This window comes from Cupriavidus sp. HE11, assembly GCF_056097175.1.
Genome location: NZ_CP184466.1, coordinates 221,162 through 236,085, shown reverse-complemented (window position 1 = coordinate 236,085; position 14,924 = coordinate 221,162). Strand labels below are relative to the sequence as shown.

The window sequence follows — 14,924 nt, the reverse complement described above, 5'->3', positions numbered from 1 at the left end:
TCGGCGCTGCGTCCAGCGGTTGCCGGCGAGCTGGCCGCACTGATGTGAACTGGAACCTTATCGCCCTGCGGAGGGATGGTCAGGGTCGTTCAGATGCGCGCCGTCCAGGAGCGGGCTTCGCCTTCCCGCTCCAACCGGGCGCTGCGTGCAGGCGACACGAAGTCAAATATTGAGCTTGCTGATCTTCGCACCGTTCATCGAGACATCCACCATCAGACCAGCATTGGCCTGAACGAAGCCGACTACCGGTTGCTGGCTGGTAAGGGTGTCAAGCTGCCCATTCGCGCCCACCTTTGCGATGGCGACATTCGCATCGGCACCGGCAGTCCATCCGCTGCTATTGATGAACTTGTTGTAGGCATCAGGCGTCATGAACATGATGATCTCGGCCTTCGACTGGCCACCAGCCGTGAGCCCGAAAGATGCATGCGCCGTGCTGTAGTAGCCCACCGTGGCACCGTGCGCGCGCAGCGCTCCCTCTCCATACTCCCCGCCGACGATAAAGCCGCCGGCGAGCACGCGGGGGAAAACCAGCACGCCATACGCACGCTGCGCCAGCTCGCGCGAGCCGTTGACGGAGGTAAACAATCGGTTGAGCGCGCCGTCGACACCCGAATCGATCTCGCGTCGTTTCGCCGCGTTGTCAGTCGATGCCCCCGTTCCCGTGGTTGTACATCCCGCAGCAAAGGCGGTGGCAACCAGCAGCCCGGATCCAGTCAGCCTGCCCACAAATTGACGTCGGTTCATCATGATCTCCCACGCAGCCCTGTCACACACAGCGACAGGCGTCGAATATAGAAAAAAGGCCCGCAAGGCTGTTCTAGGCGCGAATTGACGCGTCTGCCATTGGGCGAAAGGGCAATGGCAGCACAAAAGCAAGACGACCAAAGCCTGCGCATGGGCTGTCTCCGCAGGGGCTAGCAGGGACGGAGGCCGCCAGGCCTGGCTGTCAGCAAGTATCGAACGAAGCCATAAAAAGTGAATAGATATTCACAAATTGGAGCCAGAGCGGCCGGGATTCCATATAGACGTCGAGTGCCGACTGTTAGCGGAATGATTGGGGCCTGACGTACAGAAGACGCGAGTGCAAAGGTGGAACTACTTCCCTTCGGCGGGGGTTATCGGCGTCGTTCCCGTCCGCTCCGGGTCCACCACGATTCTGGCGCCGACATCCCGCAACAGTTGCTGAAATTCGGGGGACGCCAGGATGATCTTGCCCGCGGCAGCGCGAAGGCGATCCACCGCCTCGGGAGGAAGGGAAAACGACGTGGGCAACTCGTTCAGATACGCCCGTTCCGCCTTGTCCGCCAATTGGTCGAACGACACGTCGACGGCATAGATCGTCGCATCTGGCGTGCGCAATGCTGTCGCTACCGACGCGTCCTTGTTCGCGGCAAATGCGGCAGATGCGCGGACCTTGCGCATGGCACGCCACCGCGCCTGCATATCCTTGAGCAGTTCCGTTGCCTCGTAGGAGTAGTGGTCAATCGGTACGCCCGTGGCTTTGAGCAGCACCTGCACGGTGCCCGGCGGCGATTCCGACTTGTCCCACTCGGTCTTGGGTACGGACAGCGAATTGACGACGAAGACGACAATTCTGCGCGTATGGTCGACAGGCGACGGAAGGCCAATCAGGTGCAGTGATTCCATGACCTCGAGCGAGTCCAGCACGCTGCGCATCCCGAGGTTGTCCGACACGCCTCCGTCCACGACGTGAATGAAGGGCCGGTTCACGCCATCCCCGATTTCGGCCTCCTCACGCAGATGGCGTGTCGCGCGCGCGGCAGGCCGGGGCGGATCGCCACCTTCGAGAAAGGGCTGGAACCAGGGCGGTAGCGCGAAGTCGCATGTCCCACCGTAGTTGTTGAAGGTAACGGGTGTCAATACCACGGGCACGGCCGACGACGCAGCCGCCGCGCGGGACAGCCGCACGGCGCTCAGATCCGAGCACAGCACGTCGAACGTGGCTTGCGTGAAGGGGAAGCGCGCCCCTGTGGAGATATCCGTAGCCGATGCAATGATCAGCGGCCCGTTGCCCTTGTTGAGGTCGCCGAACGTCGCGCCATCGAAGAGAATCTCGTCGTACAGGTCGGCGGCAAGTTCCGAGCGCCCCCAGTTGGTCGACCACAGCGAGGGCCAATAGACGGGATTGATCGTGCGCCAGGTAATCGTGCCTTGCACATCGCGCTTGAGGAAGCGCTGTTCGTAGTCGTCAAAGAGCTTGTCGCCATACAGGCCATACGCCAGCGCCGTGAAGCTGCCGCCCGACACCCCTGTGATGACGCTGACGTGGTCGAGCAAGCGCGACTTGTTACCCTTCGGTCCAACGACTTCGGTATTCCGTAGAAACTCGAGGACGCCGTACGAGAATGCTGCGGCCCGCGTTCCGCCACCAGAGAAGGCGAGAATCAGCAGATTTTCGTTGTCACTCGAATATTGGGGACGTGTAAAGAATCGATAACCGCTATTGGGGTCTGCCTTGGCGATCGGCGGATTGACCGGGCGGCTGGCGCAGCCGCCAAGCAGGAGCAGTAGCGCAAGTAACAACCATGCAAACGGCTGCGAGCGTTTCATGGAACCTCCGCCTCGGCGCTGTGCCAGGCCTGGCTGTCTTGTTCGAATGCCTGCGACAGTTCAGCATAGTCTGAAAATCCTGTCTGATGGGACGAGAAGGCGGATTTATGGCATATCGGCACGGCCCGCCAGCACCCTGACCGGTTCGCATCCGCATGCCCGGTGGTGAAGCCGCTCGACATCGTCCCGCACACTGAACATTTGCGGGCATTCTCGCGCACCTGCCGTCGATGGAGTCACCAGCGTAGCCAACTTGGCGCAGGCAGGCAGTATCATGGGCGCCCTACCCTCCCCGCCCTCTGGCAATTGGAAATCTCACATGCAAATACTGGTTGATGCCGATGCCTGCCCCGTTGTTGTCAAGGACATGTTGTATCGGGCCGCACAGCGCGTCGGCGTATGCGTGACGCTGGTGGCAAATCAGTATCTGCGCACCCCGCCCTCCCGGTACATCAAGTTCGTGCAGGTACCGGCGGGATTCGACAGCGCCGACGACCGTATCGTGGAACTGGTCAGCGCCGGCGACCTCGTGATTACCGCCGACATCCCGCTGGCCTCAGCTGCCCTGGACAAGGGCGCCCAGGTGCTGGATCCCCGCGGAAACTGGTTCAGCCGCGAGAATATCCAGGAGCGATTGACAATGCGGGACGTCATGGACCAACTGCGGGCCTCCGGCATAGACACTGGTGGGCCGGCACCATATGCGCAGCAGGACAGCAAGACCTTTGCGGGTCAACTGGACCGGTTTCTGGCCCGTCATGCCCCGCCCGGCAAGGCGCCCTGACGCAGGGCCAATCGCGGCAGACAAAGCAGGAGCGCGTTGAAAGGCAGGTAGCGCGGCAAGGCGCAAGGCTGTCAGGCCGACCCATCGCGGTCATCGGTTTCGGGAAAACATGCGGCGCGAAAACGTACGCACTGGGCGGTCATGACCGTCACTTGCGACTTGTCAGCCATATACTGTATATTTATACAGTAGTCAGACAAGCCACGCTCCGTGGCCTCCCTATTCAACCGCTCGACGCCATTCGCTATGTCCCACGACGACACCGCTGTTTCGGAAGACGAATCCTCCCAGATTTATGAACCGCGCCTTTGGCGAGACAAAGGTTGGACGGCAAAGGTCATCAAGAACGAGGACGGCGACGGTTGGGCCGTGGAAATGACGCGCGACGGCAGCGCCGAGCCTGCGCTCGTCGGCCCGTGGACCATGGGCAGAAACAAGGTCGATCCCAAACCGCTCGATGCCACCGCCCATCAGACCCTGGTGAAGACGGCCTCAGAGGTGATCCGACGACACGAGCAGCAATTGCATGCACAACTGAACCGGGAAATAACCATTGAGACGGCATCGCAGATCGTGAACGTCAAGCTTGCGATCACCCCGGACGAATTCGAACCCTTCGGCACGCTGACGGCTATGGGTCAAACCGGGGATGTTCTCGCCGCCATCCATGTTCAAGCGGATTTTCGGCTGACGCGGGACAGCGCGACGCGATGGGCGGATAGTGGATTCGGAAAAATCCGCTGATAGTTGGTCGGTAGCCTCCCCTGACAGCAGCAATGCTGCGGACCAGGATGCGCCCTGGGGCAGAGACCGGCAGGCCTCTTCTTCCTGGCGACCAGCGGTGTTGGAGCACAGGCACGCCGCACAGACATCCGCGATAGCGGCTACTGCGCGGCAGCATGCCAGCAGCAGGATTTCAGGCGTGAGCACCATCCGTGTACGGATCGCGCGGATCGGTGATCTTCTCGCCGTCCGTGAAGACATCGAACTTGCCGGTCCTCGCACCGTCGGTGAACGGATCGCGGGCCGCAGCAACGTGGGTATAGCAGTCGGCGCAGGTCGTTTCGGTGCGACCCGCGAAGGCATGGGACTGCGCTGAGAATGCGGCAAGGGAGAAGGCCGCCAATGGAATCAGGAATTTCATGACAATCTCCAGATGAGGTAAGTTGAGGTTCCCAGGCACAGAGCGTGTTGCTGCAGAGATTGGGCCTTGGCACCGCCCGACTCGCAGCCTCAGTGTTGAAACAGCGTGCCGTGCACCAGTAAAACGCTGGCGGCGTGTGGTTTATTCCCGCTCGCCTTGCGAAGCCCGGAGTGCTTGTACAAAGTCATGCAGGTGCGCAGGCTCCGCATCAGTGATGGCCCAGAATTCCATGCCGTCCTGGTGCCAACGGGCAATCGCGTAGCCATTGGTGGCGTAGTCTGCCGGCGCCGGTGCGCCGTTCGTCGTCGGCAGGATATAGAGATCGATTGGGTGTTTCTGGTAGCGGTAGATCAGTACGCCAACGACGCGGTGGTCGATATAGTCCACTCGTCCGCCCGCCAGCGGATAACCCTTTGCCTCGAGGTCGGTGACCGGGGGCGCATAGTCGAGCCGCCCGTTGAACCAAGGCTTGACTGTGTGCTGGTCGGTCGACACCACATCGACCGGGTGCTGCGACAACAGCGCGCGAACGTGGCTCGATACGATTGCTTGCTCCAAGGGGTCACTCTGCGGCGGCCGCACCAGGGTGAACGCGCCGAAGACCAGAGCCGAGATCGCCATCCCGGCGAAACCGCCCCCTGCCCACGCGAGCGCACCACCCGACGAAAATGCGGGCCAGGTAAACCGGGCCCTGCGGGGCTGCGGTTCGCGAGGTAATCCGATCCGCACGCGCGCAATCAGATGCGCCGGCGCGCGATGATAGAGCGAGCCGTCGTGCAGCATGTCATGCAACGATTTTTCCATGGCACCGTCATTCATGATGTGCTCCCATCGAACGCTCCTGCACCGACATATGGCGAGGCGCATTGTCGTTGGCGCTGTTACGCACCCTGGCCTGCTCGTCGCCTACCGCAGCACAGAGCAGGTGACGCGCGCGCGCCAGACGCGACATCACGGTACCAATCGGAATGTCGACAACGACACCTATATCGCGATAGCTCATGTCTTCAAGCTCGCGCAGGACGAGCACTTCGCGATAGAAGGGTGGCAAGCGCTCGAGCGCGCGGTGAACGAGTTGCACATCGTCATTGCGCATGGCGAGCATTTCCGGATTGCAACCGATATCGTCGATCCAACCCGGCAGTCGTTCATCGCCGTGCAGCGTGTCGTCGTAAGGGGTGCCATCGGCGGCGTCGCGTCGCCTGCGCCATTCCGTGAACCAGGTGTTCCTGACAATGGCCAGCAGCCATGCGCGCGCACTATCACCGCTGAAGCTGTCAAAAAAGCGAAATGCGCGCAGATAGGCGTCCTGCACGATATCGTCCGCATCGCTTGCGCTACCACTAAGCCAGCGCGCCAGATTGTAGGCTGCATCAATATGCGGCAACGCCACCTCCGCGAAGCGGCTGGACTTGTCGGTTGCGATCACGGTGCTCTCCTGTTCCTGGCCTGTGTAGAACCGGTTGGCACCGATATTTATTCCCGGGCCTGCGAACGCCTGCCGCGTCCGCAGGCCCGGGAATAAAACGCGACATCAGACGGTATACGGGGTTCACTACAACGCGACAAGGAGCGCATACCGCCTGTGAGAGTCGCCTACGAGTCCATCAGAAAGTCGGGCATGACCTGCGTGAGCCGCAGGATGCCTGCAGGATCAAAGTAGAAGTTCATCGTCGCAAACGCGATGCTGTCTTGCGCGAACCGGTAGCTCCAGACCTCGCGGTGCATGAGCGGAAAGCGGCTCGTCCCGGCAGGCGTCCCAAATCGAGTCAGGACATCGCGTGTGGTCCATTCACCGATCCTGGCCCGGCCAAACTCCTCCGCGCTTAGCATCTGCCGGACGCTGACAACCAACCCGCTGTGGTCGAGGTCGGCGGCCCATCTGGTCTGCCCAGGCGCGGGATAGAGCCAGCGCCGGGAGCCATCAGGAAGTTGGTAGATCTCGCTCGGCGCGCCGAGCGTGGCCCGAAGCTCGGCCTCGCTGGTGCCTGGCATCACGGATTGCCATTTCGCGCTGGCACAGCCGGCCAATGCAACTATGGCCAGCATCAGAAGCGGGCCAACGAGGCACAGGCGTGGCAGCCCCTTTGTCGATCTTGGAAAACTGGAAATCATGATGAGACTCCATCAGAAGTCATGCAGCAAGCCGCCGGCCGGCGGCGCAAGGGCAGCGCTGGATCGTGGAGTGCGTCCGCAATTGCCTGCCCACGCCTGTACAACCGCAACGCGAAAGAAGTTATTCGCGCGAATGCCGCCGGCACCGCAGGCCTGATCACGACGTCCACAAGCGCGTGTTTTTCGGAGAGTTGGTGAGAATCGGCTTGAAGAAGCACTAAAAAACGCCCCAACACCTTGCCGGCCAGCCGAAGAACACTGTATATTTATACAGTTGTCGTCGCACCCCGAAAAAGCGGGCCGCTGAAGTCAAGCCCGTGCGGCGCCCGCGCTTTCTCTCCTCATCTCCAAAGGCAATCATGTTCGTGGACCGCACCGAAATCATCAACGCCGCCAAGGCACTGCGCGCCAGCCAGGAAGAATCCAGGTACAGCAAGCTCGTCGCGCTCGCAAACAAGCAGCTCAAGGCAATGCAAATGGCAATACAGAGGGGCAAGGATGAATTCGAGACCAGGCTGGTACTCGACATCAGCGAAGAAAATCCGCAAGCAGCGCTGGAGCCGCGCGCGCAACGGCTGGCCGACGACCTCAGAGCGCAGGGCTACACCGCAACGGTGACCACATTTGCCGAGGTCAGCACCGACCGCAAGGACTGGACGCCGAATATCACGGTCGTCATCGGCCTGGGCGACATGGTTGCCGAGGTCGACAGCGCAGTGGCGGAAAGCAATGTGCCCGACAAGGCGGAAGTCGCGCTGGCTGACGAAGCTGTTAGCGAAATGGCCTGACAGCAGACAGGGCACGAGACAAGACACGGCATCACGGGCCGTCACGCACGGTCGCGTGCCCTGACGGCCATTCCTGCAAGGGATATCGGCACGCGATGTACCCGTAGCACCCTAAAATCTGACCGGATACGGTAAGGGCGACCACATAGCCTTTCTCGACGATCACTCAGTTGCGCAACGAATAATCTGCGACGTCAGATCCCGAGGCACGATTTCGCGATGATTCCAAGCTGGATTTCGGCAGCTCCGCCGAAAATCGTGTAAGCACGGGCGTTTAGAAAGTCGGGAAGCAGACAGTCGCGCAATGCGTCGTCCGGGGTCTCGGGATCATCAAGGTCGTCGGCCGCGCGCCATCGCAAGCATTCCTCCCCCAACAACGACAGCCCCATTTCGCTGATGGCCTGCCGTAGCCGGCTGGCGCGCAGCTTCAGGATGGATGCCACGGGGCCAGGCCGCTCGCCAGGTGGCACCGAGCACATTGTCTTCAGCTCCAGCATTTCAAATGCATCGAGATCGGCGGACACCGTGCCAAACCGGAGCGAGCGCAATGATTGCCCGGTGATATCGTCCTCGCACCGGGGCGCGGAGGCCAGCACGTCACCGATGCGTTTCAACTGTCCTCGCAATCGTGGACTGAAGATCCCGGCGCCACGCTCGAACTCAAGCAGATAGCGCGCGCACTCCCAACCCTGATTCTCGGTACCGATCCTGTTGGCAATCGGCACGCGCACATTGTCAAGGAACACTTCATTGACGTCGTGGTCTCCTCCAATTGTCGGAACAGGACGCACCGAGACACCCGGGGTCGCCATGTCGATCAGCAGAAAGCTGATACCCTCCTGGCGCCGCCCCTCATTGCTTGTCCGTACCAGCGCGAACATGCGGTTCGCATGATGCGCGTGTGTGGTCCACAGTTTGCTACCGTTAACGATATAGTCGTCGCCGTCGCGCGTCGCCCGCGTGCGGACAGAGGCGAGGTCCGAACCCGCACCCGGCTCGGAAAAACCCTGGCACCAATAGTCTTCGCCAGACAGGATCCGGGGTAGATGTTCGGCCTTCTGCGCGTCCGTCCCATACTGCAGAATTACCGGACCCACAAGTCTCGCGCCCATCGGATGCACGAGCGGCGCACCCGCCAGCGAACATTCGGTCTCGAAGATGAAGCGCTCGGCGGCGCTCCATCCGGTGCCACCCCATTCGCGAGGCCAGAGAGGTACCAGCCAGCCACGTTCGCGCAGTCGCGCCTGCCAGGGGCCCGATACCTCGGGTTCCGGGTACATCGCCGACGTTAGCTGCTGACCTCGACGCAGCTCGGGCGTCAGTTGGTCAGCCAGGAACTGCCGTACGGAATCCCGGAACGCAATCAGTTCCGGCGTCAGTTGCAGATCCATTCACGCGTCTCCTCTTTGTGAACGGGGGATTCGATCGATCTCATGGGGTCCAGCAGCGTCTGGCTTTGGCGCCAGTCGCCAACGCTCATGGCAGCGCCAAGCCGGGCGGAATGCCAATCGGCATGACCGTCCTCAAGCTGGAATCGCGTCAGCAACCGGAACAGGCCGGCCACCTGCAATTCCTCCGACACACCCATCCCACCATGCAGCTGCACGGCGTTCGCCGCGACAAAGCGTGCGGCGCGGCAAGTACAAGACCTCGCCATTGAAGCCGCGTTGCATGCCCATCTGCGATTGGCGGCGACGCGCAGCGCCGCCAGCTCGCAGGCCGCCGCAGCTTCCTCGCAACACACCGCCATCTCTGCAAGCCTGTGCTGGACCGACTGGAATGACGCAAGCGTCCGACCGAATTGCTCACGCTGCGTGACATACGAAACCGTCGCTTCCAGCGCCGCTCGCATCGCTCCGGTTGCCTCCCAGCATGAGGCAATCAGTGCTTCGGCAACAAGGGCGAAGAACGTCTCCGTAACTTCAGCGGCGGGCCTCTCTGTGCCGAGCTGCGCCGCTTCGTCAACTGTCACGTCATTCAGCACGATGTCGATCGCGGCACTGCCATCCACCTTTTTGCAGGGCCGCGACGCCAGACCCGCGGCATCCACTGGCAACATGAACAGGCCAAGCCGGGATTGTTCAGCATGGACGGTGGCACTCACGATGATTGCGCCGGCGCTCTTACCGCCAACGACCATTGACTTCTTGCCACGCAGCATCCACTGCCGCGTATCCGCATTCCATGTTGCAACGGTGGACGGTAACGCCCAAGGGTTCTCCTGCCCCGGCTCTGCATGCGCCATTGCCAGACGCCGTTCGCCCTCCGTCAGGGCGGCTAGCCATGTGTCGCGCTGCACGCGCGTGCCTAGCTCGTCCAGCAGACGAGCCGCCATGAGGACCCCGTTTCGATACTGCGCCGCACCCGTCCGATTCCGCCCGAAAGCGCGCATCAGCAAACCCACCTCGATTGGCCCACCGCCAAAGCCACCATCGGCTTCCGCATGCGGCAGCGCCAGCCATCCCATCTCCGCGAACCTGGACCAGCATTCATCGGCATCGTCACCGTCGCGCATGGCGTCAGCATTGCCGGCCAGCCAATGCAGCGCGCTCGACTCCAGCAGCGTCTGCGTTTCCGTCAACGTCAGGCGCATGGCGTCAGTCCGCCTGGGCGCCGGAAGTCTTGGCGACCTTGGCCCATTTCACGGCATCCTGCTTGACGAACGCGGCAAACTGCACAGGCGTGTTGCCGATGATGTCGAGGCCCAGATCCTGAAACTGCTGCACCAACGACGGATCCTTCAACGATTCCTGTACCGCAGCGTAGACACGCTGCACCACTTCTGGAGGCGTGCCGGCCGGCGCCAGCAGTCCAAGCCACGGCATCGCCTCGTAGCCCGGCAGCCCGGATTCGGCCACTGTGGGCAGGTTGGGCAACGTCGCGGAACGCTTGGCCGTGGTTACCGCCAGCGCGCGCACGCTGCCCGCCTTGATGAACGGCGCCGACGACGCGTACGCGTCCACCATTACCTGAACGTTCCCTCCCACCAGATCGGTCAATGCCGGCGCGCTACCTTTGTATGGAATATGCGTCATGTCGACGCCCGCCATGGATTTCAGCAACTCGGCCTCCAGATGCGTGGACGTACCCGTTCCGGCCGAGCTATAACTCAATGGCTTGGGGCTGTTCTTCATGTACGCGATCAGTTCCTTGACATTGTGGACGGGCAACGATGCGTTGACTTCCAGCACATGCACGACCGATGCCACCAGCGTAATGGGGGCAAAGTCCTTGACCGGGTCATAGCTGACATTCTTGTAGATACTCGGTGCGATTCCCAGCGACGAGGCAGCCATCAGCAGCGTATAGCCATCGGGGGCCTGCTTGGCAACATAATCCGATGCGATCACCGTACCGGCACCAGGTTTGTTCTCGATGACGATGGGTTGCCCGATTTGCTTGCGCAAGCGTTCGCCCAGTGCGCGCGTCATGATGTCCGCCGCGCCGCCAGGGGTGAACGGCACGATGATGCGGACCGGCTTGGAGGGATAGGTATCGGCAGCGGCCGCAGGCGCACCCAGCGACACGGCATACATCGCAATGGCCCCGGCGAGCAGGCGTTTGATCATGGCAGTCTCCTATGTTTTCGTTATCGAACGTCCGGCGTCCGTTGACCGGCAATACAGCCTAGTGCTGCGCGGGCAGGATCAGGGCATCGAGCATCGCTACGCCATGCCCACGCTCATACACCGCCAACGGATTGATTTCCGCTTCCGCCGCGCCGTTGCCGAGCGCCAGGAACGCGCGGGAAAATGCCGCAATGGCTTCGCATGTCGCGTCGACATCGCGTAGCGGCGCATTCCGGTACCCGTCGAGCAAGGGAAATGCCTTCAACTGGCCCAGCATCACGCGTGCGTCCTGCGCATTCACGGGCAGCAGCCGATGGCTGACATCGCGGTACAGTTCCGTGAGCGTACCGCCTAGTCCGACCGTCAGCGCGGCACCAAAGACCGGATCGCGTACCGCACCCACGATCAACTCCACGGCGGGCGGCGCCATCTTCTGCACGACCACGCCTTCTATCCGGGCGTCTGGCACATGCTGGCCCACGTTGGTCAAAATCACGTCAAAAGCTTCGCGCACTGCCCCGGACGTTGCAAGATGCAACTGCACACCGCCTGCTTCCGTCTTGTGCGGCACGTCGGCGCTGAGCACTTTCAGCGCAACGGGGTATCCGAGTGCGGTTGCGGCGGCGACGGCTTCCTCTGCCGTCGTAGCAATCCGTTCGGCGATTGTCGGCACACCCTGCGAAACAAACCAGGCCCGCGCTTCATGCTCGTTGCGCGCCAGCCGGTCCGGCCCTGATGGCAATGTGCATGCCTGGGCAAGCGCACGCCACGGTTTGTGCGCACGTCGCTCCTGCCAGTGCAGGAAGGGGGCCAAGGCCTGCATCGTCATGCCGATATCCGTCATCACGGGAATTCCGGCGTCGCGCAGATCGTCACGCCGGGTCGCGCGCCCCGTATCGACAGCCACGATAAGCCGACGGTGTTGCGCCGACACGCCAGCCAGGTCATCCGCCATCCGATCGAGCAGATAGCCGGGGGCGTACACGATGATCGTATCGATGGTCTCGGCCGTTGCCAGCGCGCCTAGCGCCGTACGGACGAAACCTGGGTCATTGACCACATTTCCGGTGACATCGATCGGATTCGACACCATGCCGTAGTCCGGGATCCCGGCGCGCAGCGTTTCCTGCAGTTCGCTGGGGAGCGTCGGCACTTCCAGCCCCGCACCAATGCACTTGTCAGCCAGGATCGCGCCAACCGCGCCGGAGATGCTGACAATCGCCACACGCCGTCCGGCCGATCGATCCCGATAGCGCGACAGCTCCGCGATGTGGGCCATCTGCGCGAAGTCCTGGCACTCGATGATATTCAGCTGCGCGAATGCGGCACGATAGATTGCCTGGTTTCCTGCCAAGGCCGAGGTATGCGAGCGCACCGCCTCACGGCCCTTGTCGGTTTCTCCGGCCTTGTAGACAATCAGCGGCTTTCCGGCCTCCGCGCATGCCGACGCCGCGCGAATGAATCCTGGGCCGTCACGAAGCTCCTCGATATAGCCGATCACGGCGTCCGTCTGCGCATCCTCTGCCAGATAGTCGAGATACGCCGAGAAGTCGATGCAAGCCTCATTGCCGGTGTTGATAAACTGGCTGAACGGCACGCCAAGTTCGCGGGCGATGGCGAAGACGGCTGCGCATACGTTCCCGCTTTGCGTCAGCAGGCTCACGCGCCCACACTCCTCCTGCCGTGGCGCGGTCTTGAACACAGAGGCGAATGCGGTGTACGCATGGGTGTTCAAATTGGCGAATCCCATGCAGTTCGGCCCCGCCACGAGCATCCCGCTTTCGCGTGCGAAGGCCTCCACGGTGCGCTGCAGCGCGGCGCCCATTTCACCAGCCTCGGCAAATCCGGCAGCATAGACGATGGCTGCGCGAATGCCGCGGGCGTGGCAGCGCTCCAGCATCGCCGTCACATCCTCGGCGGCAATCGCCAGCACCGCCAGATCGATACCGTAAGGAAGGTCCTCTACGCAATCGAGGCACCGTCGGCCAAACACGCTCTCGTACTTGGGATTGACGGGGTAGATGTCGCCCGCATAGCCGAATTGCACCAGCAGGTCGATCGGCATGCCGCCGATCCGGCCGGGCTTGTCGCTTGCCCCAACGATGGCAATCGACGACGGGTTCAGCAACGGCTCAAGCTTGTGCGCCATGATCGCGGCCTCCCTTTGTCCCCGTGTCGACCGCGGTGCTGGCGGCGTTCTTTATGATCGCCTTGGCGAGACCGGCATCGCGTGCGCGCTGGAAACCTTCGCCAAGATGGGAAAGCTGGTGCGTATCGAAGTGCGCCGACAACGCCGTGCGCAAACCCTGCGCATCGAGCGATCGATTCAGCGAGCGCTTGATCAGATGTAGTCCGAACGGTGGTGCCTGCGCGATGCGCGCGGCGAGCGCGTCCGTCTGCGCCAGTAGCTCATCATCGGCCACTACGCGGTTGACCATGCCAATACGCAGCGCTTCTTCCGCGTCAATGCGTCCCCCCGTGAACAGCATCTCTTTGGCTTTCCTCACGCCCATCACCCACGGATGAATCAGCACCTCGGTGGCGGCCGCCCCGAGCGAATGCCCCACCGGGTCGGAGAAGTAGGCCGATTCGGATGCCACGACCATATCGCACATGTTGGCAATCATGAAGCCGCCGGATACGCAAGCGCCCTGTACCTGGGCAATCGTGGGCTTGGGAAAGTCCCAGATGCGCATGCAGTAGTCAAAGTAGCGCCGGCTTTCGTACGCCCAGCGCTCCTCGACCGTGAAATCGGCGCGCTTTTCCTGCGCCTCCTTGAGATCGTGCCCGGCCGAGAAATGCGCACCCCGACCACCGATTACCACGACACGTACCGAATCGTCTTGCGCAGCATCCGCAAGCGCGTGATCCAGTTCATCCAGCATCAACTGGCTCTGGGCGTTGCGGGCACCCTCGCGAGCCAGCCATATGCGGCGTACGGCGTCGCGTTGTTCGATTTCGATGGTGGTGTAAGGCATTGCGTCTCCGGTTCTGATCATTCAGGTTGCGTTCGAGTGTAGAAGGAGGTATTTCTACAATACAAACACATACCCGCTGAATGACCACTATATGGACGTAGCGAAAACCCGACGTACCGCCAGGACACCCACCGATAGTTCCGACGACAAGCTTCCGGGGCGGCAGACAGCCGGCGCCCAGACGCTGCGGCGAGGACTGGAAATCCTTCGGCTACTGGCTCAGCATCAGGAGGAAGGCGCGACGCTGGCCGAACTTGTCATCGCGACCGGCCTTGAGCGGCCCACGGCCTATCGACTGTTGTGCTCGCTGGAGGAAGAGCGCTTTGTCGAGCGCAACGCTGAAAGCAAGCGATATCGGCTGGGTATCGATGCCATGCAGCTCGGCGCCGCGGCGTCGGAGAAGGCGCCCATCGTCGATTTTGTGCTGCCGATCATGAAGAAGCTTGCGCGGGTATCGGGCGACACGGTTTTCCTGGTTGTGCAGCAGGGCGACTTCACTGTCTGCCTGCACCGTGAGGAAGGGTCTTTTCCCGTGCGCGTCTTCACGACAGTCCCGGGGCAACGCAGGTTGATGGGGATTGGCGCGGGTGGCCTCGCACTCATGTCCGCAATGCCCGATGCCGCCATTCGTGAGATTCACAAACGCCGCAGTGCGTTGTATGCCCAGGCAGATATGCCGATCACGCGCTTGATGGCGGCTGTAACGCGCACGCGACGCAAACAGTATGCCGAAATCGTCGACACCATCACTGAAGGGGTATCGGGCGTGGGTTGCGCGTTTGCGTTGCCGTTTGGGGCTTTCGCCGCCATCAGTTTCGGCGCGATCAGCAGCAGAATGACGGCAGGCCGGCGCGACGAACTCGGCGCAATGATGGCGCGCGAGCTGTCGCAGGTGGGATTCACGGGAGAGAAGCGCTGAGCGGCTTTGATGCGTGTCCGAGATAGTGCCCGACACCGCTCGCCCGATTCGGG

At 62.0% G+C, this 14,924-nt stretch carries 15 protein-coding genes; 4 read left to right on the top strand and 11 right to left on the bottom strand.

Translation table 11 applies throughout. The annotated features are described in order from the left end of the window. Positions 1-162: 162 nt before the first annotated feature. Together ACOABP_RS28995 and ACOABP_RS28990 are read right to left on the bottom strand one after the other, a co-directional pair. On the bottom strand, positions 163-747 hold the full coding sequence (locus ACOABP_RS28995) for a BPSL1445 family SYLF domain-containing lipoprotein (protein ID WP_474231394.1): 585 nt from the start codon (positions 745-747) through the stop codon (positions 163-165). Positions 748-1,098: 351 nt separating this feature from the next. Continuing rightward, a complete protein-coding gene (locus ACOABP_RS28990; RefSeq protein ID WP_474231229.1) occupies positions 1,099-2,574 on the bottom strand; it encodes a patatin-like phospholipase family protein in 1,476 nt (491 codons plus the stop codon). 319 nt (positions 2,575-2,893) lie between these two features. Between ACOABP_RS28990 and ACOABP_RS28985 the strand changes: the two genes are divergently transcribed. Then, positions 2,894-3,358 (top strand): YaiI/YqxD family protein, encoded by a 465-nt coding sequence (locus ACOABP_RS28985; protein WP_474231228.1) that lies wholly within the window; start codon positions 2,894-2,896, stop codon positions 3,356-3,358. Between the two features lie 246 nt (positions 3,359-3,604). Further along, a complete protein-coding gene (locus ACOABP_RS28980) occupies positions 3,605-4,102 on the top strand; it encodes a hypothetical protein (protein ID WP_474231227.1) in 498 nt (165 codons plus the stop codon). A gap of 172 nt (positions 4,103-4,274) precedes the next feature. Here ACOABP_RS28980 and ACOABP_RS28975 read toward each other — a convergent pair whose 3' ends face one another. The 4 genes from ACOABP_RS28975 to ACOABP_RS28960 form a co-directional block, all read right to left on the bottom strand. Beyond that, positions 4,275-4,502, bottom strand: a complete 228-nt coding sequence (locus tag ACOABP_RS28975) for a hypothetical protein (protein WP_474231225.1) — start codon at positions 4,500-4,502, stop codon at positions 4,275-4,277. Between the two features lie 141 nt (positions 4,503-4,643). Continuing rightward, the gene (locus ACOABP_RS28970) at positions 4,644-5,321 is read right to left on the bottom strand and encodes an anti-sigma factor family protein (protein WP_474231224.1); all 678 of its coding nucleotides are present in this window, start codon (positions 5,319-5,321) and stop codon (positions 4,644-4,646) included. Next, positions 5,314-5,931, bottom strand: coding sequence for an RNA polymerase sigma factor (locus tag ACOABP_RS28965; protein WP_474231223.1), 618 nt, complete (start codon positions 5,929-5,931; stop codon positions 5,314-5,316). Before ACOABP_RS28965 ends, ACOABP_RS28970 begins: the two co-directional genes overlap by 8 nt. 167 nt (positions 5,932-6,098) lie before the next feature. Further along, the gene (locus ACOABP_RS28960; protein ID WP_474231221.1) at positions 6,099-6,617 is read right to left on the bottom strand and encodes a dethiobiotin synthetase; all 519 of its coding nucleotides are present in this window, start codon (positions 6,615-6,617) and stop codon (positions 6,099-6,101) included. 359 nt (positions 6,618-6,976) lie between these two features. On the opposite strand from ACOABP_RS28960, the gene ACOABP_RS28955 reads away from it, so the two are divergent. Further along, positions 6,977-7,405 carry a hypothetical protein gene (locus ACOABP_RS28955; RefSeq protein ID WP_474231219.1) on the top strand — a complete coding sequence of 143 codons (429 nt, stop codon included), beginning with the start codon at positions 6,977-6,979 and terminating at the stop codon, positions 7,403-7,405. 194 nt (positions 7,406-7,599) lie between these two features. On the opposite strand, the gene ACOABP_RS28950 is transcribed toward ACOABP_RS28955, so the two are convergent. From ACOABP_RS28950 to ACOABP_RS28930, 5 genes are read right to left on the bottom strand one after another with little or no spacing between them, the layout of a single operon-like run. Further along, entirely contained in the window at positions 7,600-8,796 is a 1,197-nt protein-coding gene (locus tag ACOABP_RS28950; protein ID WP_474231217.1) for an acyl-CoA dehydrogenase family protein, read from the bottom strand. Then, complete coding sequence (locus tag ACOABP_RS28945) at positions 8,781-9,998, bottom strand: acyl-CoA dehydrogenase family protein (RefSeq protein ID WP_474231215.1); 1,218 nt, start codon at positions 9,996-9,998, stop codon at positions 8,781-8,783. Before ACOABP_RS28945 ends, ACOABP_RS28950 begins: the two co-directional genes overlap by 16 nt. A gap of 4 nt (positions 9,999-10,002) precedes the next feature. Continuing rightward, on the bottom strand, positions 10,003-10,974 hold the full coding sequence (locus ACOABP_RS28940) for a Bug family tripartite tricarboxylate transporter substrate binding protein (RefSeq protein WP_474231214.1): 972 nt from the start codon (positions 10,972-10,974) through the stop codon (positions 10,003-10,005). 58 nt (positions 10,975-11,032) lie between these two features. Continuing rightward, positions 11,033-13,123, bottom strand: a complete 2,091-nt coding sequence (locus ACOABP_RS28935) for an acetate--CoA ligase family protein (protein WP_474231213.1) — start codon at positions 13,121-13,123, stop codon at positions 11,033-11,035. Further along, positions 13,107-13,952 carry an enoyl-CoA hydratase gene (locus ACOABP_RS28930; protein ID WP_474231212.1) on the bottom strand — a complete coding sequence of 282 codons (846 nt, stop codon included), beginning with the start codon at positions 13,950-13,952 and terminating at the stop codon, positions 13,107-13,109. The genes ACOABP_RS28935 and ACOABP_RS28930 overlap by 17 nt, the downstream gene beginning before the upstream one ends. Positions 13,953-14,043: 91 nt before the next feature. Here ACOABP_RS28930 and ACOABP_RS28925 point away from each other — a divergent pair, with 91 nt between their 5' ends. Continuing rightward, entirely contained in the window at positions 14,044-14,871 is an 828-nt protein-coding gene (locus ACOABP_RS28925; protein ID WP_474231211.1) for an IclR family transcriptional regulator, read from the top strand. The last annotated feature ends 53 nt before the right edge of the window (positions 14,872-14,924 follow it).